Origin of the sequence: Corynebacterium sp. J010B-136 (assembly GCF_002967075.1) — a bacterium.
Classification (GTDB): domain Bacteria; phylum Actinomycetota; class Actinomycetes; order Mycobacteriales; family Mycobacteriaceae; genus Corynebacterium.
In genome coordinates this window covers 531,023-551,226 of the sequence record NZ_PUGE01000001.1, presented here as the reverse complement: position 1 = coordinate 551,226, position 20,204 = coordinate 531,023, and the positions used below count along the sequence as shown (strand labels likewise).

Annotated in this window: 21 protein-coding genes; 17 read left to right on the top strand and 4 right to left on the bottom strand. The window is 55.0% G+C overall.

Features of this window, described 5'->3' with window-relative positions; genetic code table 11:
• The first annotated feature begins 204 nt into the window (after positions 1-204).
• The 8 genes from C5Y44_RS02515 (at position 205) to C5Y44_RS02480 (ending at position 9,628) form a co-directional block, all read left to right on the top strand.
• The gene (locus C5Y44_RS02515; RefSeq protein WP_105323497.1) at positions 205-1,557 is read left to right on the top strand and encodes a glutamyl-tRNA reductase; all 1,353 of its coding nucleotides are present in this window, start codon (positions 205-207) and stop codon (positions 1,555-1,557) included.
• Positions 1,558-1,559: 2 nt separating this feature from the next.
• The gene (hemC, locus tag C5Y44_RS02510; RefSeq protein ID WP_369831060.1) at positions 1,560-2,462 is read left to right on the top strand and encodes a hydroxymethylbilane synthase; all 903 of its coding nucleotides are present in this window, start codon (positions 1,560-1,562) and stop codon (positions 2,460-2,462) included.
• A gap of 297 nt (positions 2,463-2,759) precedes the next feature.
• Entirely contained in the window at positions 2,760-4,484 is a 1,725-nt protein-coding gene (locus C5Y44_RS02505) for a uroporphyrinogen-III synthase (protein ID WP_105323496.1), read from the top strand.
• A gap of 102 nt (positions 4,485-4,586) precedes the next feature.
• Positions 4,587-5,579, top strand: coding sequence for a porphobilinogen synthase (hemB, locus tag C5Y44_RS02500; RefSeq protein ID WP_105323495.1), 993 nt, complete (start codon positions 4,587-4,589; stop codon positions 5,577-5,579).
• A 20-nt stretch (positions 5,580-5,599) separates the two neighbouring features.
• Positions 5,600-6,529, top strand: coding sequence for a hypothetical protein (locus C5Y44_RS02495; protein ID WP_233189791.1), 930 nt, complete (start codon positions 5,600-5,602; stop codon positions 6,527-6,529).
• 73 nt (positions 6,530-6,602) lie between these two features.
• Complete coding sequence (locus tag C5Y44_RS02490; protein ID WP_105323494.1) at positions 6,603-7,088, top strand: hypothetical protein; 486 nt, start codon at positions 6,603-6,605, stop codon at positions 7,086-7,088.
• A 59-nt stretch (positions 7,089-7,147) separates the two neighbouring features.
• Positions 7,148-8,206: a uroporphyrinogen decarboxylase gene (hemE, locus tag C5Y44_RS02485; RefSeq protein WP_105323493.1), complete on the top strand. Its 1,059-nt coding sequence runs from the start codon at positions 7,148-7,150 to the stop codon at positions 8,204-8,206.
• A complete protein-coding gene (locus C5Y44_RS02480; RefSeq protein WP_105323492.1) occupies positions 8,207-9,628 on the top strand; it encodes a protoporphyrinogen oxidase in 1,422 nt (473 codons plus the stop codon).
• A gap of 81 nt (positions 9,629-9,709) precedes the next feature.
• On the opposite strand, the gene C5Y44_RS02475 is transcribed toward C5Y44_RS02480, so the two are convergent.
• Positions 9,710-10,546, bottom strand: a complete 837-nt coding sequence (locus C5Y44_RS02475) for an NAD(P)-dependent oxidoreductase (protein ID WP_105323491.1) — start codon at positions 10,544-10,546, stop codon at positions 9,710-9,712.
• Positions 10,547-10,585: 39 nt separating this feature from the next.
• Here C5Y44_RS02475 and C5Y44_RS02470 point away from each other — a divergent pair, with 39 nt between their 5' ends.
• Positions 10,586-10,900: a multidrug efflux SMR transporter gene (locus tag C5Y44_RS02470; protein ID WP_066792363.1), complete on the top strand. Its 315-nt coding sequence runs from the start codon at positions 10,586-10,588 to the stop codon at positions 10,898-10,900.
• On the opposite strand, the gene C5Y44_RS13435 is transcribed toward C5Y44_RS02470, so the two are convergent.
• Positions 10,897-11,232 (bottom strand): hypothetical protein, encoded by a 336-nt coding sequence (locus tag C5Y44_RS13435; protein ID WP_233189790.1) that lies wholly within the window; start codon positions 11,230-11,232, stop codon positions 10,897-10,899. The genes C5Y44_RS02470 and C5Y44_RS13435 overlap by 4 nt on opposite strands.
• A 315-nt stretch (positions 11,233-11,547) precedes the next feature.
• Here C5Y44_RS13435 and hemL point away from each other — a divergent pair, with 315 nt between their 5' ends.
• From hemL to C5Y44_RS02430, 7 genes are all read left to right on the top strand, one after another.
• Positions 11,548-12,882, top strand: a complete 1,335-nt coding sequence (gene hemL / locus C5Y44_RS02460) for a glutamate-1-semialdehyde 2,1-aminomutase (protein ID WP_369831059.1) — start codon at positions 11,548-11,550, stop codon at positions 12,880-12,882.
• Positions 12,883-12,889: 7 nt separating this feature from the next.
• Positions 12,890-13,498 carry a histidine phosphatase family protein gene (locus tag C5Y44_RS02455; protein ID WP_105323668.1) on the top strand — a complete coding sequence of 203 codons (609 nt, stop codon included), beginning with the start codon at positions 12,890-12,892 and terminating at the stop codon, positions 13,496-13,498.
• Positions 13,499-13,534: 36 nt separating this feature from the next.
• Complete coding sequence (locus tag C5Y44_RS02450) at positions 13,535-14,149, top strand: TlpA disulfide reductase family protein (protein WP_105323488.1); 615 nt, start codon at positions 13,535-13,537, stop codon at positions 14,147-14,149.
• A 39-nt stretch (positions 14,150-14,188) separates the two neighbouring features.
• The gene (locus C5Y44_RS02445; protein WP_105323667.1) at positions 14,189-14,944 is read left to right on the top strand and encodes a cytochrome c biogenesis CcdA family protein; all 756 of its coding nucleotides are present in this window, start codon (positions 14,189-14,191) and stop codon (positions 14,942-14,944) included.
• A 28-nt stretch (positions 14,945-14,972) separates the two neighbouring features.
• The gene (locus C5Y44_RS02440; RefSeq protein WP_105323487.1) at positions 14,973-16,619 is read left to right on the top strand and encodes a cytochrome c biogenesis protein ResB; all 1,647 of its coding nucleotides are present in this window, start codon (positions 14,973-14,975) and stop codon (positions 16,617-16,619) included.
• A 132-nt stretch (positions 16,620-16,751) separates the two neighbouring features.
• Positions 16,752-17,828 carry a c-type cytochrome biogenesis protein CcsB gene (gene ccsB / locus C5Y44_RS02435; protein WP_105323486.1) on the top strand — a complete coding sequence of 359 codons (1,077 nt, stop codon included), beginning with the start codon at positions 16,752-16,754 and terminating at the stop codon, positions 17,826-17,828.
• 5 nt (positions 17,829-17,833) lie between these two features.
• Entirely contained in the window at positions 17,834-18,094 is a 261-nt protein-coding gene (locus C5Y44_RS02430; RefSeq protein WP_105323485.1) for a helix-turn-helix domain-containing protein, read from the top strand.
• An 11-nt stretch (positions 18,095-18,105) separates the two neighbouring features.
• Here the strand turns inward: C5Y44_RS02430 and C5Y44_RS02425 are convergent, their stop codons facing one another.
• On the bottom strand, positions 18,106-18,438 hold the full coding sequence (locus C5Y44_RS02425) for a hypothetical protein (RefSeq protein ID WP_105323666.1): 333 nt from the start codon (positions 18,436-18,438) through the stop codon (positions 18,106-18,108).
• A 42-nt stretch (positions 18,439-18,480) separates the two neighbouring features.
• Between C5Y44_RS02425 and C5Y44_RS02420 the strand changes: the two genes are divergently transcribed.
• A complete protein-coding gene (locus C5Y44_RS02420) occupies positions 18,481-18,813 on the top strand; it encodes a DUF4229 domain-containing protein (RefSeq protein WP_066792372.1) in 333 nt (110 codons plus the stop codon).
• Here C5Y44_RS02420 and C5Y44_RS02415 read toward each other — a convergent pair.
• Positions 18,810-20,201, bottom strand: coding sequence for an esterase family protein (locus C5Y44_RS02415; RefSeq protein WP_105323484.1), 1,392 nt, complete (start codon positions 20,199-20,201; stop codon positions 18,810-18,812). The genes C5Y44_RS02420 and C5Y44_RS02415 overlap by 4 nt on opposite strands.
• Positions 20,202-20,204 lie beyond the last annotated feature (3 nt).

The window sequence follows — 20,204 nt, the reverse complement described above, 5'->3', positions numbered from 1 at the left end:
TTCGGGATCCGTCGCCTAAAAGGGTATCCTTTGGTTTGATGTAAGTTATCGTACTTTTTATTGATATACGTAGTGCTGCGTGTGACACGCTGAAATCCCCTAATGACGCTGCCTTTGGCGCCAGCTTTAAAGCCCGGATGAAGCCTTGAAAGTCATCGCTGTCGTTGCTGTTGTCGCTGCACTCGTACACGTGGAGGAATGTTCATGAGCATGCTCGTTGTGGGAATGTCCCACCAGTCAGCCCCAGTGGCACTGCTTGAACGGCTCAGTATGGATGACACGGTTCGCAATGATACGTGTGAAGTTTTAGTTTCAAAGCCTTCGTTGTCTGAGGCAATGATTGTGTCAACGTGCAACCGCTTAGAGGTCTACACCGTGACCAATTCTTTCCACACCGGCGTGCAAGATGTGGTGAAGGTACTAGCCGGCAATTCTGGCGTAGATGAAGATGAGCTACGCGGATATTTATACGTGCGTTATGCCGATGCCGCAGCAGAGCACTTGCTCACGGTTACCGCCGGGCTGGACTCGATGGTGGTCGGAGAGCAACAAATTATCGGTCAGGTGCGTACGGCTTACCAGCTAGCAGCTGAGCAGGGCGCGGTCGGGCCACGTATTCATGCGCTTGCGCAGTCGGCACTGCACACCGGTAAGCGCGTGCACTCTGAAACCGATATTGATGAAGCTGGCTCCTCTATGGTTTCTTTCGCCTTCGACCAAGCCATGATGGCTATGGGGGCAGTGGATCTCAAGGGCAAGACCGCTTTGGTTTTGGGTGCGGGCGCGATGTCTTCTTTGGCTGCGACGCAGGCGGGCCGGTTGGGCATCGACAAGCTCATTATTGCCAACCGTACTTTCGATCGTGCAGAACGTCTTGCAGGCCATGCCCACGAGGCCGGGGTGCACGCTGAGGCCATCGAATTTCACCGCCGTACCGCAGTGCTTGACGATGTCGACGTGGTCATCTCCGCCACCGGCGCCCAGGATTTCACGCTGACCAAGCAAGATATTCCAGCGGGGCATAACTTAATGATCATTGACCTGTCATTGCCGCGCGATATTGATAATTCCGTGGCAGAGCTAGACAACGTTACCTTGATCAATATCGAGCGCCTGAGCCATTCGCTCGATGCGGCCGATACTGAAGTCGCAGGCGGCGCCGACCCCCAGGTGGCAGCGCGCGCTATTGTGCGCGAAGAACTCGAGGCATATAGCTCTGCGCAGCGTGTGCGCGAGATTGTTCCAGCGGTTGCAGCTTTGCGTCGACGTGCCGCTGAAGTCGTGGAATGCGAATTGGGTCGCCTGCATCAAAAATCTCCCGATTTAACGGATGAACAAATTGGTGATGTCTCCCAAGCCTTAAAGCGCGTAGTAGACAAACTTCTCCATGAGCCGACCGTGCGTGCGAAGAAACTCGCCGCAAATTCTGGTACCGTGAGCCATGAAACTGCACTTCAAGAACTATTTGGACTGCAGCTTGAAGGCTCCGGTGTATCCGTAGATGTCAAAGAGCTCCCCGAAAATCTTGATGCTTCCGTTTCCGGAAAGGATGTTTAACCATGGCTGAATTGAAAAAGATTGGCACCCGTGGATCCAAACTTGCCACCACCCAGGCAGGGCATGTGCGTGACTGGATTACAGATAATGGCACGCCTAGTGAATTACACATCGTGACCACCGAAGGCGATATCAATATGGCGCCGGTTGAGCGCATCGGTGTTGGGGTATTTACCCACGCTTTGCGTGAAGCACTGCATGCGCAAGAATGCGATATCGCCGTGCACTCTTTCAAGGATTTGCCGACCGCGCCCGATGAGCGCTTTCACCTCATCGTGCCCAAGCGCGAGGACAACCGTGAAGCACTGATCGCACGCGATGGTCTGACCTTGGATGAGCTTCCTGAAGGCGCCAAGGTTGGTACCTCAGCGCCACGTCGTATTTCGCAGCTCAAGGCACTGCGTCCAGATCTAGATATTCGCCCGCTGCGCGGCAATATTGAAACGCGTATGTCTTATGTCACCGATGGCGAACTCGACGCAGTCATGCTCGCTTATGCCGGATTAGTGCGCGCCGGGTATGCCGACCGCGCAACCCAGGTATTTTCCCCTGATGTGCTGATGCCAGCACCAGCGCAAGGCGCGCTGGCTGTGGAGACCAACGCTGAAGATGCAGAGTTGGTCAACGCGATTAATTCCATTGCAGATGCCAAGGCCGGTCTGCAGGCAGCAGGCGAGCGCGCCATCTTGCGCCGCCTGGAAGCAGGATGCACCGCACCGGTGGCTGCAACCTCTGTGATTGATGAGGATATTATTACCGTCCACGGCGGCGTCTTTGCCCTCGACGGCTCCCGTCAGGCAGTCGCCTCTGAAACCGGACCGTTGGAAAATGCTTATGAAATCGGCGTGAAGGTCGCGGAAGCACTTATTGAACAGGGCGCTTTTGAAATCATTGAAGCCAGCTAGGAGCCATTAAATAGGTGTGAGATGGCACCTGATATAGGCGCGGGTTTTGATTGCTGCCTATTCAACTTATATGGTGTAAATATCACAAGGTCTATTGCGGATGTTTTATCGGCTCCCTTTAAGGGCCCCCAGGGTTGGAAAACCCTGGGCTTTTGGCAGTAATGACCAGTTCATATTTTCCGTTTTCCACATTGGCTCAACGGTCTTTAGCGCACAGCGCAGTCATCGGCACGTTGTAGATGGTGGCGTGTGATAAAGACCGTCCTGATTGCCGTTGATATTAGAAAAGAACCTTTAATGAGCAATGCCGTGCCCCAGCTTGGCAAAGTTATCTTCGTTGGCGCAGGCCCAGGAAATCCTGAGTTACTGACCGTTCGCGCCCGTGAAGTGCTAGCCCACAATGCGATAGCGATCGTAGACCCTGAGGTATTAAACGGCGTAAGAGACATAGTCGGCACCGCGCTTCCTGTCCCTGAAGACAAGCTTGCGGCCCATGAAGCTGAATATGAGCAGATGGTGGCGGACGCGAAGGCGCAAGGCGCACGCCGCAAGCCACCTCGTCCAGCAGCACCGACTGCGGCGGAATTGCGCGAAGCAACTCCTACCAACGGTGAATCCGGGGTAGAGGCCAACGTTGCTGCAGTCCAGCAGGGCTTAGAAGATGCTCAGGCTTTTGCTGTGGAGCACTCGCACCCGGAATCTTTAGACGTTATTCGTCTGGTATCCGGCAACCCTTTAAACCGCGCATCCATTAAGGCGGAAATCTCCGCTGTGGCTGCTGCGGGCTTAGAGTTCCAGGTCGTGCCAGGTATGTCTTTGCCTTCGACCGTGCCCTCTTTTGCTGGTCTGGCATTGGGCTCGACGTACACGGAAGCGGATGTCACCGACGGGGATGTGGACTGGGATCTTTTGGCCCAGGCGGCGCAACCTTTGGTTTTACAAGCAACAGCTGAGCATCTGCCCTTGATTTCCCAGGAGCTTTTGTCTCGCGGATTGCCGTCAGAGATGGAAGCGTTTGTAACTGTGCACGGCACCACCCGTTTGCAGCGCACCTATGAAACGAACCTGGGGACCATCGGCAAGCTTAATGCTGAGTTAGTAGGGCATTTAGTGATTACTTTGGGACGTAGTTTTGACGACCGCACGAAGTACTCGTGGTGGGAAAACCGCTCCTTGTATGGCTGGCGCGTCTTAGTGCCACGCACCAAGGCGCAGGCCGCAGCGATGTCTGCGCGCTTGGCCTCCTATGGTGCAATTCCGCAGTCGGTACCAACGATTTCTGTGGAGCCACCCCGTAACCCTGCGCAGATGGATCGCGCAATCAAGGGCATTGTGGAAGGCCGCTACAAGTGGATCGTGTTTACATCGGTTAACGCCGTGACCGCGGTGTGGGACAAGATTGCTGAACTTGGCCTAGATGCGCGTGATTTCGCCGGTGTCAACCTCGCTGCCGTGGGGGAGAAGACCGCCGATGCCATCCGCGAAAAGGGCATGAGCCCTGAGGTCTTGCCAAAGCCAAACCGTCAAAATGCTGAAGGTCTGGTGGATGTATTCCCGAACTTCGTCGAGGATATCGACGCTGTCGGTCGCGTACTTTTGCCACGCGCTGATATCGCAGGCGAATCTTTGGTCACCGGCCTAGAAGCTTTGGGCTGGGAAGTTGATGACGTCGTGGCTTATCGCACCGTGCGCGCGGCACCGCCTTCAGCTGAAGTTCGCGACATGATTAAATCCGGTGGCTTTGATGCCGTGGCCTTTACTTCGGGCTCCACCGTGCGCAACCTTGTCGGCATTGCTGGCAAGCCGCACCAGCGCACCATCATTGCGTGCATCGGCCCATCCACGAAGGCCGCGGCAGAAGAGATGGGGCTGCGCGTTGACGTTGTCCCAGAAGTCGCCGACGTGCCAGCGCTTGTCGATGCTTTGGCAGACCACGTCGCCGCCCTTCGCGCCGCAGGCAACCTGCCTGCACCGCGCAAGAAACGCCGCGCGCGTAAGAAGACGGTTAAAGTCGAGGGTTAAAGAACTAAAGTTCTTTAACCTCAAGAGTGCAAGGATCTCTACAGCCTTAAGCCCGTAAGGATTCTTGGCCGCACATCGCAAGATAAAGGAGCCTGATTAAAGGTGAGCTATTTTCCACAACGTCGTCCCCGTCGTCTCCGCCAAAACCCTGCCATGCGGGATTTGGTTGCGGAAACACAGCTTTCACCACGCGATCTCATCTTGCCGATGTTTGTGGCCGATGGAATTGAACAACCCAAAGAGATCTCTTCCATGCCGGGCGTTTACCAGCACACTGAAGAGTCTTTGATCCAAGCTATCCGCGAGGCCCAGGAAGCCGGCGTGCGCTGCGTTGACCTCTTCGGTGTTCCACGAGAAGAAGACAAAGATGCTCAAGGCTCCCCAGCGTGGGATCCAGAAGGCGTACTAAACCGTGCTCTGACCCGGGTGCGCAAGGAATTCGGCAATGACATTTTGATCATGGCTGATACCTGCCTGGATGAGTTCACCGACCACGGCCACTGCGGGGTGCTTGATAGTCAAGGCCGCGTTGATAACGATGCCACACTTGAGCTGTACGTCGCTATGTCCATTGCGCAGGCGCGCGCTGGTGCACACATCGTGAGCCCTTCGGGCATGATGGATGGCCAAATCGGCGCTATCCGCGAAGGCCTCGACGCCGCAGGCTTTGAAGATGTTGCAATCATGGCCTATTCCGCCAAGTATGCCTCGGCCTTCTTTGGACCTTTCCGCGAAGCAGTCGGTTCTTCTTTGGAAGGCGACCGCCGCACCTACCAACAAGACCCTGCGAATTATCGCGAGTCGATGTTGGAAGTTGACCTCGATATCGAAGAGGGCGCGGACTTTGTCATGGTCAAACCAGCTCTTCCTTACCTCGACGTACTCGCGGGTACGGCTGAACGCTCGCCAGTGCCAGTTGCGGCTTACCAGGTCTCTGGTGAGTACGCGATGATTAAGGCCGCTGGTGCAAATGGCTGGGTTGATGAGCAAGCCGTTATGATGGAGTCTTTAATCTCGATCAAGCGCGCTGGCGCTGACCAGATTTTCACCTACTTCGCTACTGAAGCAGCACGAATCTTAAACCAGCAGGTTTAAAACAAGGAGGCCTCCCCACAGTGATTTCCGTGCCATCGACTGCCCAGCAGCGCTTTGCTGCTTCGCAGGACTTAACCCCCGGCTCTCCGGAAACTTCTTCGGAAACGGGCGGGAATCCCGGGGAGGGTGACGCCCACGGTAGCGGGAATCAGCCTGCGCCGACTCCTCCTGCCAAAGACGGCAAGCCGGCAGATGCTAAAAGGCCGGAATCAGCCCAGTTGCTTATCAACGTTATGGGCGGCGCGCTGATTCTGGAGTTTATCCACCAGGTATTTTCTTTCATCCTGGCGGTGTTGAACTTTGATGTTCTCAAAGCCACCGCAAAACGCACCGTGGGAGAAGAATCAGCTTTTTCTGACACCCTGATTAACCTCACCGCATGGGGTTCGCTGGCGATGACCACGCTTATTTCCCTGGTTATCATCGCGGTGCTGGCGTCCATGGTGTGGCTTTTTAATAAACAGTCCAAGCACGCCGGTACAGCGCGGCGCATGCTGTTTATCTTTTCTTTGTATTTTACTTTCCGTCTCTTCCTAGTCTTTATGACCAGGCCCGCCACGGGCACGGATTCTCCCGATTGGCTCTATGTCATCGATGGGTCTTTGCAGATTCTCGTGGGCGTTGCCGCAGTTCTAGTGATCGTCTTTGCTAATCGTTCTGAGACTTTGGAATACACCGGCGAGATGGAAAAGCTTCGCCAGCTCGAGCAAGAACAAAAGAAGCTGCAAGAACAGCGGGCTCGGGAAGCCAGAGAAAAGCTCAACAATGCCGATAAATCAGGCAAGTCCGGCAAGTCGGGTAAGGCTGGCAAGAATTCGCCGAAGGTGCACGACGAAGCAGACTATGGCACCTTCAAAGGCATGATTGGTCGCTGGTTTAAACGCGGCAAAAATGACAAGAACGACAAGAACGATAAACGCGACAACAAAAGCCGCGACGACAAAAACTAGGTCGCCTAATGAACTTGGCCGTGGGTAAAATTGTGGCCAACTAGCGGATCAAAAGCCTTAAAGGAAGCACGCGATGGATGATTACGATCGACGGCAAGGCCCGGTTGACTACAACCGCGCATACACTCCGCCACGCGTGCCGCAGGAAGCCTCCCCTGCGTCTTTGCGCTGGGCTTATTGGGCGCTGGTAGCAGCCGCCGTAGTAATGCTTTGTGCGGGACTTTTCGGCATTTTTGAAAACGGTCCCGAAGCTGGAATGGATGAACCAGGCGCGGTGAAATTCAACCGTTATTTGATTGCCGGGGTCAATATTGTCGGCGCCATTATCTTCTCCGTCATTTCTCCGCAATTGGCGCAGGGCTCCAAATTGGGTCGCCGCATCATCACCGTCACCGCAGCCATTGTGCTATTTATCATCGTCGCAGGTTTCCTGATCGGCGTCTCGGGCTTCTTCTTAGTTATCATCCCGGTGCTCATCGCCATCGCGCTATTACTGATGTTTAGACCAGCCGCGAATGACTTCATCGCGAAGAAAGCTGGCAGCCCAACCTGGGATTAATAGCCGCGCCACCCTGCATGACTCATACTTTTGGACGATAGTGGGGCATAATGTCATGTATGTCGAAACGTAACCTCACCAATGCTCCCTTGCTTGATGCTGCAGCGGGTAAGACCCCATCACGCCCGGCCGTATGGTTTATGCGCCAGGCGGGTCGTTCACTTCCTGAATACCGCACAGCACGCGAAGGCATCTCGATGTTGGATTCGTGCTTCATGCCAGAACTCCTCGCCGAAATCACCCTCCAGCCAGTCCGCCGTCATGATGTCGACGCGGCGATCTTGTTCTCCGATATTGTTGTTCCACTCCGCGCCGCAGGAATCGGCGTAGACATTGTTGCCGGCCGTGGCCCGGTCATGGATAAGGCGGTACGCACCCGCTCCGATATCCACAATCTTCCAATCTTGGACCACCACGTCGACGAAGTCGCCGATGGCATCAAGATCATTTTGGATGAACTCACCGATACCCAAGCTCTCATCGGCTTTGTGGGCGCGCCATTTACCTTGGCTTCCTACCTGATTGAAGGTGGTCCATCTAAGAACCATGAAATCACCAAGGCACTCATGCACTCCGATCCGGAGACCTGGCATGCCTTGATGAAGCGTTTGGTGCCAACGATTATCAACTTCCTAGACGTTCAAATCGAGGCAGGCATTGATGCCATGCAGCTCTTTGACTCTTGGGCAGGCTATCTCAACCGCGATGACTACCGCGAGTACGTGCTGCCATATTCCACGGAAATCCTCGAGCACGTCGCGGGCGTAGTCCCACGCATCCACTTCGGTGTGGGCACTGGCGAGTTGTTGCCAGCGATGGCTGAAGCTGGCTCGGAAGTCATGGGTGTGGATTACCGCGTGCGCATGGATGAAGCAGCTGAGCGTATCCACGCGGCGCACGGCGCACACGCATTGCAGGGTAACTTGGATCCTGCACTGCTTTTCGCTGGCGATGATGCCGTCCGCGGCGCTGTACGTTCAATTCGTGACCAGGTGGCCACTGCGCAGGCCGCAGGCCATGCCACCGGACATATCTGGAACTTAGGACACGGCGTACTGCCCACCACGGATGCTGAAGCGATTACGCGTGCGGTAGCAATTATCCACGAGGAGGGTTAAATGAGAATTGCCATTGTTGGCGCAGGTCTAGCGGGATTAACCACCGCATATGAGCTTCGAGGCGGAGACTTAGACGCAGATGCGCATATCGATGTCTTTGAAGCCTCGGATCGCATTGGCGGCAAGCTGTTTACGGTGCCGTTTAATGATGGACCCGTCGACCTTGGCGCTGAGGCATTTTTAGCACGTCGCGAAGATGCCTTGGAATTTTTCAAGGATCTTGGACTGGAAGGTTCCCTGGTGGAACCTTCCGGCAAGTCCTCGTTGGTGTACTCCCAAAGCAGCCTGCAGGATCTCCCACGCGGAGGAGTCATGGGCATTCCATCAACCTCCGCGCCGGTTGCGCACCTGGTCAGCGAAGAAACCGCACGTCGCATCGACGCGGAAAACGATGCTGAGCCAATCGATTGGACCGTGGGCGAAGACCGTAGCATCGGCCAGCTCGTGCGCGAGCGCTACGGCGATGAAGTAGTCGACCGCGTTGTTTCGTCACTTCTGGGCGGAGTGTATTCCTGTCTCGCGGATGACTTAGGTATTCGCGCAACCGTGCCGCAGCTAGCAGAAGCACTTGATTCCTTAGCACAGGCCGGGGAAAAGGTCACCCTGTCGGCTGCTGTGGCGCAGATTGAGAAGTCACGGCCCGCGCCTGGCGAAGGCCCAGTAAAGCCAGTCTTTAATGCCTTTGCTGGTGGCTATGCCGAACTCTATGAAACCTTGGCGGAAAAGTCAGAAGCAGATATCCACCTGGATACGTTTGTTTCTGGCATTACGTTTGATGCCAAGACCTCGAAGTACACCATCACGGGCCAGGGTGTCCCCGGTGATACGGAGGCTTATGACCGCGTTGTCGTGGCAACGCCAGCGCCAACGACTGCGCGTTTGTTGAGCAAGGTTGCTCCCGAGGCAGCCGCTGCGCTCAAACCCGTAAAGCTAGCCAGCTCTGCGGTCGTGGGATTGAAATTCGATTCTGATGCTGGGTTGCCAGAGTCTTCCGGGGTGCTTATCGCCGCTGATCAACCTGGCGTGCACGCTAAGGCTTTTACCTTTAGCTCGAAGAAGTGGCCACATCTGAAAGAGCGCATCGGTGATGGTGCACTGATTCGGGCCAGCTTCGGACGCTTTGGCGATGACGCCCTCGCGCGTGAAGCAGAAGATACATTAGTCGATTATGCCCTGGATGATCTGCTGACAATTACCGGCTTTGATGCGCGTGCTGCGGGCGTGAGCGAAATCTACACCCAGCGCTGGTTCGGCGGGCTGCCACGGTTTGATGACAACCACCTAGCGACCGTAGCGACCGTGCGTGAAAAGATCGCTGCGCAGCCAGGCCTGGAAGTTACCGGTGCTTGGGCTGGGGGAGTGGGCGTGCCAGCGGTTATCGCTGATGCCCGCGCTGCTGCGCAGCGGATCCTGGGTAGCTAAGCTTTAACTTCAAACCTGGCAAAATAAACCCCAGCCTGCTTCTTTCTCTTGGGAAAGTGCAGCGCTGGGGTTTACTGATTTTTAATCCTTGCGGTAGACGAAAATAGAGGAGAAGTCCTCATCGCCGTGGCCGAGTTCTTGTTGGTGTTCAAAGTTCTTGATGGCAGCTTGAACTGCAGGCAGTTCTTGCTGGGCGGTATCCACCATCAACTTAGAGTCTTTGCACAGCGCATCCACGGTGAAATCACCTGGAGCAGTCTCACGTTCGCCCAGGATAAACGGTGCCTTCATATTCTTCATGAAAGCAAGGCCCGTGATATCAAGCATCTTCAAAGTCTCTTCTTCACCCAAGCCTTCTGCCTCACCAAGGCTCAAAGCTTCAAGCACACCCTGCGCGGTTACCGACAGCGCGAGGTTTGCCAAGAGCTTGCCGGTCGCAGCTTTCGCAGCGGAATCCACGCCGATGAGCTTGTTCTCACCAGCCCATGGACGAGCAATCTCTAATGCCACCTCGCGGCGGGCATCATCCGGGGTGCCTACATAGACACCCAATTCGCTATTGCGCGCAGGAATCAAAGATCCAACGACTGGCGCATGGACATAAGAATCAACCGCGTCTGCGAATTCGCGTGCTGCCTCTGGAGAGACGGTGGTGGTATCAATCCACGTCACGCCCTGCGGAATGAGGTCCTGTGAGATAACAACTTCACGAATATCATCTGGGCCGAAGAGGGAGGTAATAATGACCTCGGCACCATCAACGGCAGCTGCTGGAGATTCCGCGAGTTGTGCTCCTTCATCAACCAATGGTTGCGCGCGCTCGGGTGTGCGGTTCCATACGGTTACTTCGTGGGATTTCATAACATGGCGGGCTAATTCTGTGCCCATGCGTCCAGTACCTAAAAATGCAATCTTCATAGTTGCCCATTGTGCCAAAGATTGCCAAAGTAGGAGCTTATGGCATGGATCATTTTAGTTCTCTCGGGTGCATTTGAATCAGTATGGGCAATCGCGCTTTCCAAATCTGATGGATTTACCCGCCTGTGGCCGGTGGTGACTTTCTTTATCGCTGCAGCTATTTCCATGGGTGGGCTGGCATGGGCGATGAAGTACCTGCCGGTCGGCACGGCCTACGCCGTCTGGGTAGGCATCGGCGCATCCATTACCGTTATTTACTCTTTTGCTACCGGTCAAGAAGCCGTGACTGTCCTCAAGATTGTTTTTCTGCTGATGATTGTTGCAGGGATCATCGGCTTGCGCGTGGTTAATTAAGGTATGACCAGGCGGAAATCAGGCAGGTTGGTGCCAGGGAGTTTCAACACGGGTCCCTTCTTCGCCGGTTCCTGTGGTGCTGGAGCTGGCGCAGGTCGGGCAGGAGCAGGACGTGCGGGTGCAGGCGCAGGTTGCGGTGCTGGTTGTGGCGGCGGCTGCGGGGCCGGTTGCTCCATTACGGGAGCCGCCGGAGCAATTGGGGCGACCGGAGCAACGGGTTCTGCTGGGGCAGCAGGCTGCGGATCTGCCGCTTCGTCTGGTTCCGCAGCGGACGAAGTCCGCGAGGAACCAGACGTTTGCTGTGATGTCGGTGACTGTTCGAGACGCTTCACAAACTCCGGGTTGCGCGATATAGGCTGCGGTAAATGCGCCGGTTGCCACGATTGCACGTCATGTGAAGCGGTACGTGTGACCGGTTCTTCCTGTGCGCATGCGGTTAAAGCCAGACCTATAGATCCCACCAATAGCCCAATGAGCAGCGGATATCCCCGCCGATGGGTGGGTGAGGAAGGGATGGATAAAACATCGACAAGCATTGCGAAACCCCCGAAATATTTTCTGCAACTTAACTGTGAGTCTAACCTGAGAAAATCAAAGCCGCATCACAGCAATTACTCAAACTTTTGTATGGCGGCAAAATACGTACAATGAGGGCTATGGCTTCTTCCCCGGACTCCTTGAATTCTTCTCAAACTTCTACTTCTGCGCAGTGGTTTTCCCGCGCCACTAAGGTCACCCCAGGCGGTGTGAATTCCCCTGTTCGTGCCTTTGGCTCCGTCGGTGGGCAAGCGCGCGTGATTGCCTCGGCACAGGGTTCGCAGCTCACCGATGTCGACGGCAACACCTTTGTTGACCTGGTCGGCTCTTATGGACCGATGATCCACGGCAATGCACACCCTGACATCGTTAAGGCTGTGCAGGAAGTAGCTCAAGATGGCTTGAGCTTCGGTGCTCCTACCATCGGGGAGACCTTGCTGGCGGAAGAAATTATTTCCCGTACCGCTGCGGAAAAGGTTCGCCTGGTCAACTCCGGTACGGAGGCCACCATGTCCGCTGTGCGTTTGGCACGTGGCTTTACTGGCCGCGCGAAGGTCCTGAAGTTTGATGGCTGCTACCACGGTCACGTGGATGCGCTCTTGGCTGCTGCTGGCTCTGGCGTTGCTACCTTGGCTTTGCCGGATTCACCTGGTGTTACCGGCGCGGCTGCGGCAGATACCATCGTTGTACCTTATAACGATTTGGATGCGGTCAAGCAGGCTTTTGCCGATAACCCAGGTGAGATTGCCTGCATTATTACTGAAGCTGCCGCCGGCAATATGGGCACGGTAGCGCCCGCGGAAGGCTTCAACCAGGCGCTCAAAGACATCGCGCATGCCGATGGCGCCTTGCTGATTATCGATGAGGTCATGACCGGTTTCCGCACCTCCCACCAGGGTTGGTTCGGTGTGGACCATGTCGCCGGTGACTTGGTGACCTTCGGCAAGGTTGTCTCTGGTGGCCTGCCCGCTGCTGCTTTTGGTGGCCGCGCAGACATCATGGATTACCTGGCGCCAGTTGGTCCGGTCTATCAAGCGGGTACCTTGTCCGGTAACCCAGTGGCCATGGCATCGGGTCTGGCATCGCTCAAGCTTGCCGATGAATCCCTGTACCCACGCCTTGCCGCACATGCAGACCGTCTGTCGGATCTGATTTCTTCGGCGCTTTCCGCTGAAGGCGTAGCGCACCACATGCAGCGTGCGTCTTCGATGCTTTCTATTCGCTTTGCCGAAGGTGAAGGCCGTAACTTTGATGATATGAAGGCGGCGGATACCTTCCGCTTTACCCCGTTCTTCCATGAGCTTTTGAATGCTGGCGTCATGGTTCCACCAAGCCCATTTGAGACCTGGTTTGTATCTGATGCCTTAACGGACGATGATTTTGAGGTAATCGAAAAGGCTCTCAAGCCTGCAGCGCGTGCTGCAGCTGCTCAAGCGGAAGGATAATCCAGCTGTGACGAAGACTCTCGTCCACCTCGTGCGCCACGGCGAGGTCCACAATCCCGACAAAATTTTATACGGCCGTATTCCCGGATATCACCTGTCGGCTCGTGGACATTCCATGGCGGCACGCACGGCAAAGGCCTTTGAAGGCCACGATGTCGCATATTTGGCGGCGTCGCCTTTGCAGCGCACCCAGGAAACGGCGCAGCCTTTTGCCAAAGTCACGGGCCTTGATGTGGAAGTTGATAAGACCCTGATTGAATCGGGCAACCGCTTTGAGGGTCTGCACGTCAAGGGGCTGCGCTCGGCATTGTGGAATCCGCAGCGTTGGCCGCTTCTGCGCAACCCGTTGCAACCGAGCTGGGGTGAGCCTTTTTCGGAGATTGCCTCGCGCATGATGGATGCCGTGGAACGCGCACGAGTTGAAGCTGAAGGCCGTGAAGCTATTTTGATCAGCCACCAGCTGCCAATCGTCATGGTGCAGCGTACTGTCTTAGGTTTGCGCCTCGCGCATGCGCCGTGGAACCGTGAGTGTGATTTGGCATCCGTGAGCACGTTGGTGTTTGACGGTGAGCAGATTATTGACATTTTCTACTCTTCACCTGCCCAAAGCATCTAAATATCCCGCACCATTTACTTCTAGAAAGTCTTCTTCATGTTTGCTTCTAAGCGCCTAGCGTCAGCAGTTTTGATTGCTGCCGCCAGCGTGGTCTTAGCCTCGTGTGCCCAAGATTCCGAGAATGCCCAAAATGCCGTTGCTACTGGCGCGACCTTTGAATTCATCACCCCTGGCGGCCAGCAGGAGATTTTCTATGACGAAGTAGACCGCAAGCCTTTGCAGTCTTTCTCAGGCGAATCCCTGATGGATGAATCCGAGACTATCTCCTTGGATGATTATGAAGGCCAGATTGTGGTCTTAAACTCTTGGGGACAATGGTGCGCACCGTGTCGCGCAGAAGTCGATGACTTACAGCGCATCCAGGAGGATTTGGAAGAGCGCGATCTGGGCACCGTGTTGGGCATCAATGTCCGCGACTACAACCCGCAGATTGCCCGCGATTTCAAAGAAGACAATGGCGTAACCTTCCCGTCTATCTATGACCCACCATTTAGAACTGCGGCTGCACTCGGTGGTGTTCCTACCTCCGTGGTGCCGACGACTATTGTCTTGGACTCTCAGCACCGCCCAGCGGCAGTGTTCTTGCGAGGTATTACGGACAAGGAAATCACAGAGGTCGTTGATAGTCTCGAGCAGGAACAGGCGAGTTAACCCGTGACTGAAATTGGAAGCACGTTCGCAGAAGTCGCCATGTCCGGCCCACTCTTGTTGGGTCTTTTGGCGGCTGCTGCCGCTGGCTTGGTGTCTTTTGCATCGCCGTGTGTGGTGCCGCTGGTTCCGGGATACATGTCCTATCTGGCTAGCATCGTCGGCGGCCAAGTGGAATTTAAAGGCAATAATCCGGTGGTGACCAAACAACGCCAGTGGGCTGTGGTTGGCGCATCGCTGCTGTTTATCCTCGGCTTCACGGTCGTCTTTGTACTCGCCACCGTGTCAGTGTTCGGCGCTATTTCGATGCTTACCCTCAATGCTGATGTGCTCATGCGCGTTGGTGGCATAGTCACCATCTTGATGGGCATTGTCTTTATGGGTGGCATTGGCTTTATGCAAAATGACACCCGTATGGCGCCGAAGCGTTGGACCAATTGGCTGGGCGCACCGCTTTTGGGCGGCGTTTTCGCTCTTGGATGGACCCCGTGTCTGGGGCCAACGCTGGCGGCGATTATCTCGGTCTCCGCTGGTACTGAAGGCATGACCGCGATGCGCGGCACTTTGCTAATCATTGGCTATTGCCTGGGGCTGGGTTTGCCTTTCTTGCTCGTCGCCTTGGGTTCAGCACGCGCGATGCGCAGTATCGAATGGATGCGCAAGCATTCCCGCATCATTCAGAACGTCGGTGGCATCACCATGATCGTCGTTGGTATTTTTCTCGTCTCGGGTGCATGGGCATATTTCATCAACTGGGTTCGTCAATGGACCGTCGAATACGGCACGACGCTGATTTAAGCGTAAGGAATAGGAGACCGTCCACATTATGAAGAAAATCAGTACCGCCCTCCGCAAGACTTGGCACTGGCTGACCAGCATGCGCACCGCGCTGGCATTGCTGTTTTTGCTAGCACTTGCCGCGATTCCCGGATCTCTTTTGCCACAGCGTGACTTGAATGAGTCCAACGTTAATGACTTCATTGCGTCTAATGGACGCGTGGCAGCAATCTACGACAAGCTTCAGCTTTTCGATGTTTTCTCCTCCACCTGGTTTAGTGCGATCTTCGTATTGCTCACCATTTCTTTGGTGGGCTGCATCATCCCGCGTTCGTGGGATCACTACAAGGCGTGGAAGACTCCGCCAACGCGTGCGCCGAAGAACTTAAACCGCATGCAAATGCATGCGAAGGGAGAGACGGAGCGCAGCTTTGAGGAGATGCGCACACAGGTGAAATCCAGGCTGAAGAAGTGGCGCGTATCGGAATTCACTGCTGAAGAAGACCGCGCTGATGCGTACACGATTTCCGCAGAACGTGGTTATGGCCGTGAGATGGCGAACCTGATTTTCCACATCTCTTTGGTCGCGGTCTTGCTCACGGTAGCTTTCGGTCGCTTGGTCTACTACGAAGGCCAGGTTATCGTGATTACCAATACTGGTTCTACGGATCTGGAACAATCGACCGAATTTTGTAATACCTCGTTGTCGAATTATGACAGCTTCCGCGCAGGCCCGCTTTTTGATGGCACCGGCTTGCACGAATTCTGCCTTCAAGCTCATGACTTTGTAGCGGATTACCTGCCGAATGGCCAAGCAGAGATGTTTACCTCGAATGTTTCTTACGCCAAGGGTGAGGACATCTTTAATGACCCAGAGACCTGGGAAGACTACCAGCTAAAGGTCAACCACCCGTTGCGTACGGATAATAACCGTATCTACCTGCAGGGCCACGGCTTTGCCCCAACCATCACGGTGGAATGGCCAAATGGCGAAAAGCGCACCCAAACGGTGCAGTTCCGCCCCGATGACCCAACCTTCTTCCTCTCTTCTGGTGTGATGCGTTTCGATCCACCAGCGGGCATGTATCCGGACCTTTATGATCGCCGCCAAAACCAGCTGGCAATTCAAGGCCTGTTTGCTCCTACTGCGAGCTGGGATGGCGACAACGGTGAGCTGTTGACCTCGAGCTACCCATCCATGACTGACCCAGCCATGGCCGTGGATATCTACCGAGGTGATGCTGGGCTGGACACGGGTACCGCGCAGTCCATCTTCGACTTGGATTCCACTTTGGTGCACTCCGGTCAGCTACAGCGCATCGACCGCGTGAACCTGACCATGGATGAGTCAGTAACCTTAGACGATGGCACCACGGTGACTTTTAATGGCGCTAATGAATTCGCGAACTTCCAGGTCTCTTATGACCCAACCCAAAAGTGGGTTTTGGTCTCCGCGATAACCATGTTGGTGTCTTTGGTCTTCTCCCTGGTGATTAAGCGCCGCCGCATATGGATTCGCCTCCGCCCATTGGATGTCGCATCCAATGGAAGCGCCGGAACAGGGATCGAGATGGCAGGCCTGGCTCGTACCGACCGCGCAGGCTGGTCCGAGGAATTCGACGAACTCTACCGCGAGCTTCTCGAGTTGCCCGACCCGGACGAAGTCGAAGAAGACGAATTATTCTCTGAGGACTAAAACCTTTATTCATAGTGCTCAACGCCCTACACCTCATCCATCTAAAGTTGGTTAAGGTTAGACAAAAGTAGTAGGGTGATGAACATATAAGCCGCTTTGTGGTGGTCTAACTCCGATAGGTAAGAAAAATTGATGCCGGTTAATCAGAATCTGTCCAGCTTTTCAGACATTGCATTTCAGACAGCATTTGTTGTTTATGCAGTCGCGTTGATTTTGTCTCTCATTTATTATGGGCGTCTTAATGGCGTAATTGATGCACGTCGTCAGCGCTCCGAAGCAACAGCTAATGCCAAGAAGCTCAAGGCGTCCGTAGCCGCCAACGGCGCTGCTGGTGCTGACAGCGTCAGCACCGTTGATAGCGCGGATATCGTTGAAGATGACGCTCCTGGAGTAGATTCCTCCGGCAAAGCTGTTGCCAGTGAATCCGAGTCTGATATTGCGACGCAGGAATCCAAGGTGGACCGCTTAGGCGGCATGACGCAGTCCCTGTTGTGGGTTGCTATTGCGTTGCATCTGGCATCGATTGTGCTGCGTGGTCTTGCGGTCAACCGCTTCCCGCTGGGCAATCTTTATGAATACATGTTGACGATTACCTTCGGCGCGCTGCTTGCGATGATGATTGCTATGCAACGCAAGGAATGGCGAACCCTGTGGCCATGGGTTCTCACCCCACTGCTCGCGTTGATGTTCTACGGCTCCACCGAGCTTTATGCAGAATCCGCACCAGTAGTACCGGCATTGCAGTCCTACTGGCTGCCAGTACATGTCACCATTGTTTCCCTCGGTGGTTCCCTAGGTATCGTTTCTGGTATTGGTTCTGTCTTGCACCTGCTGCGTCGTTGGCAGCCAAAGGGTAAAGAGCATGGTTTCTTTGGTGCGGTTGCAAAGCCATTGCCTTCAGCGAAGAAGCTCGACCAGCTGGCATACCGCGTCGCGGTGGTTACCCTTCCAACTCTGGGTCTGGGCATCGTTCTGGGTGCTATCTGGGCAGAAGCTGCCTGGGGTCGTTTCTGGGGTTGGGACCCGAAGGAAACCGTGTCTTTCGCATCCTGGATTCTGTATGCTGCCTACCTGCACGCGCGTGCAACCCCATCCTGGGCGAAATTCGCGCCATGGATTAACGTTGTTGCGCTATCCACGATGATTTTCAACCTCTTCTTCATCAACTTGGTCGTATCCGGACTCCACTCCTACGCTGGGCTAAACTAGTTGTTATGACGAACCCAACCCGCAAAAAGCAGGGCAAGCCCGCTAGCGATAATCACACGCTAGTTGAGCTTGGTCAGCGCCTCGCACAAAGGCGGCGTGATTTTGGGATCGTACAACAAGATTTAGCTAAGACTGTTGGAGTCTCACGCTCCACGCTGCACACCATTGAACACGGCGGCGAAGGCGTGCGCTGGGAAAAGGTTATCGCTGTAGCCCAGGCTCTCGATTTTGATATTGAGCTGGTGCCTCAAAACCCACAGGCTTAGCGGCTTAAGCACTAAGCCTGGGGTTTATCTTCGCCGGGATCGGATTGCTCCCCAGGACTCGGAGTATCGGGAGAATTAGAAGTATCCGGAGTATCTGCAGCGTTATTTTGATTCTTGGGCTTGGGCGGACGCTTTTCTTCTGCAGCACGCTCGCGTTGGCGGCGCTGTTTGAAGGCTTCCTTTTCTAGCTGCCACAAGAAATCTTCATCGTCGTCGGGTCCCTTAATTTCGCGTGGCGGCGCGACCGTCGGGGTTTTCTTCTGGTTCCAGGAGCTAGGTCCAAAGGCTTTCCAGACCAAAACCACGGCTGCGATAATCAAGAGCAATAATATAATCCGACCCATGTAGGCCATTCTACGTGGCGAAAATCTCAGGAGGTAAACTAAGTGCCTGTGGATGATCAAGCACCAATTCCGGACCCCGAACTTCGCAAGAAGTCGCGCCGCGCAGTAGTAAAATACGGGCTCGCGCGCCTTGCCCTGTTCATTATTCTCACTGTCGTTATTCAAGTAGTGGCAGTTGTCATTGATGCGCCGATCCCGCTGGTATTTACCGCGCTGCTCGCACTCTTTGTGGCATTGCCGCTCTCGATGCTGGTCTTTTCCCAGTGGCGCCTAGAAGCCACCCAGTCCATTGCCGAATACTCCCGCCAGCGCCAAGAGCATAAGGCTTGGGTACAGCGCGAGCTCTCCGGACGCGGCAACGAGGAAAACGACTAAACCCCGAACTCTGCCCCAAAATCCGCCCAGCGGTCTTTTACAGGCTGGGCACCAAGGTGCTTCAGCAAGGCTGCGCGCCACCATCCCCAGTCATGTCCGCCGTCATAAACGTGTAATTCATGCGGGATTTTGCGCGCCTTCAACGCCATGCCCAGCAGGTGCGCTTGATTGACCATCGCGCCCTCACGCACCCCAACATGGATGTTGAAGTTGGTGTCGTGCGGAAGTGCCTTGGGCTTGGTTTTATAAAACTGGTCTATTAACCACCCATGGGAAGGGCGCTTTAAGTCACGCGGGGTGCTGCCTTTTGCGGGGCTCCACCACAAGGATGGGGACTGCGCGATGACCGTGGAGTATTTCTCTGGATTTAACAGCGCGGCATAGAGCGCGGATAGCCCGCCGAGAGATTGCCCGGCGATGGTGTTGTCGTCGGGATTGAGCTCCATCCCACGCTGATTTGCTTCATGGTGAAGCCAGGTTTCAGCAATATCGCCGACCTTTTCTAGAAATTCCGGATTGGCTTGAAGCTGCTCAACCCGGTGCGCATTGTCGTGATTGGCAATTCCTAAAACAGCAACTGGTTCCATGCCATTGGCGACAGCCCTTTCGAGCACGTAGGGCAGGTCGAACTTGAAGAACCAAGTTTCGGCATCGAAAAGCGTGAGCACCCGGCATGGCTTCTTCGCAGCAGCGCCAGAGAATTCATGGGTGGGAAGATACGCAAAAATCTTCAGGTCTGCGTCTTCGAGGTAAGTGGTAATAACTTGCCCGTGCAGCCGATGATTGTCACGATTCCAATGGTCTTGGTTCGGGGCCAGCGGACCTGAAACAAGCATGGTGCCGCGGCCTTCTTCATCAACATCAAGCGTACTGTGCATTGAAATATCTGAAACGCTGGCATGATCCGGATAAGCCGTGCGAACTTGCTGGCGGACACGGGTGTGCGGTGGTTGCTCAATGACTTCGTCATCGTCTGTAATCAACCGGAAGCTATAAGCGCCCAGGTAGGTCGGGGTAATCGGGATGGTGCGAACCCAGATATAGGTGCCGGGCACATGCCGCATCAGGCCGTATTCGTAATTTTCCTTGTCCGTAATCCGGTTGAGGTTGACATGCACAGCGGTAACTTTTTGAGATTCCAGCTCTAACTGCCGATGCCGGGAGGCAAGTTGGCGCACATCAACGGCGAAGGTGACGGTGTTGGTCTTGTCATCGATCTCGCCGGATTGCCATTGCGTGAGCAGGAATGCGCGTTGGAGCTCGTCTGGTTCCAAACCCGTGAGTTCGCGGACGAGCCTGTTCTCAATGGTTTTAGCAAGCTGTTCTGGGCTCCTGCGGGATTTCGCAGTGGGCTTTTTCGCGTGTGCTGTGTGCTTCGGTGTGGACACGAG

What these genes read in the sequence shown, in the direction of transcription:
- C5Y44_RS02450 (WP_105323488.1), top strand. Translation starts at nt 13,535, where the DNA reads ATGTTTGCTTCTAAGCGCCTAGCGTCAGCAGTTTTGATTGCTGCCGCC.
- C5Y44_RS02490 (WP_105323494.1), top strand. Translation starts at nt 6,603, where the DNA reads ATGGATGATTACGATCGACGGCAAGGCCCGGTTGACTACAACCGCGCA.
- hemL (WP_369831059.1), top strand. Translation starts at nt 11,548, where the DNA reads ATGAGGGCTATGGCTTCTTCCCCGGACTCCTTGAATTCTTCTCAAACT.
- C5Y44_RS02430 (WP_105323485.1), top strand. Translation starts at nt 17,834, where the DNA reads ATGACGAACCCAACCCGCAAAAAGCAGGGCAAGCCCGCTAGCGATAAT.
- C5Y44_RS02425 (WP_105323666.1), bottom strand. Translation starts at nt 18,438, where the DNA reads ATGGGTCGGATTATATTATTGCTCTTGATTATCGCAGCCGTGGTTTTG.
- C5Y44_RS02470 (WP_066792363.1), top strand. Translation starts at nt 10,586, where the DNA reads ATGGCATGGATCATTTTAGTTCTCTCGGGTGCATTTGAATCAGTATGG.
- ccsB (WP_105323486.1), top strand. Translation starts at nt 16,752, where the DNA reads ATGCCGGTTAATCAGAATCTGTCCAGCTTTTCAGACATTGCATTTCAG.
- hemC (WP_369831060.1), top strand. Translation starts at nt 1,560, where the DNA reads ATGGCTGAATTGAAAAAGATTGGCACCCGTGGATCCAAACTTGCCACC.
- C5Y44_RS02505 (WP_105323496.1), top strand. Translation starts at nt 2,760, where the DNA reads ATGAGCAATGCCGTGCCCCAGCTTGGCAAAGTTATCTTCGTTGGCGCA.
- C5Y44_RS02475 (WP_105323491.1), bottom strand. Translation starts at nt 10,546, where the DNA reads ATGAAGATTGCATTTTTAGGTACTGGACGCATGGGCACAGAATTAGCC.
- C5Y44_RS02515 (WP_105323497.1), top strand. Translation starts at nt 205, where the DNA reads ATGAGCATGCTCGTTGTGGGAATGTCCCACCAGTCAGCCCCAGTGGCA.
- hemE (WP_105323493.1), top strand. Translation starts at nt 7,148, where the DNA reads ATGTCGAAACGTAACCTCACCAATGCTCCCTTGCTTGATGCTGCAGCG.
- C5Y44_RS02480 (WP_105323492.1), top strand. Translation starts at nt 8,207, where the DNA reads ATGAGAATTGCCATTGTTGGCGCAGGTCTAGCGGGATTAACCACCGCA.
- C5Y44_RS02445 (WP_105323667.1), top strand. Translation starts at nt 14,189, where the DNA reads ATGTCCGGCCCACTCTTGTTGGGTCTTTTGGCGGCTGCTGCCGCTGGC.
- C5Y44_RS02440 (WP_105323487.1), top strand. Translation starts at nt 14,973, where the DNA reads ATGAAGAAAATCAGTACCGCCCTCCGCAAGACTTGGCACTGGCTGACC.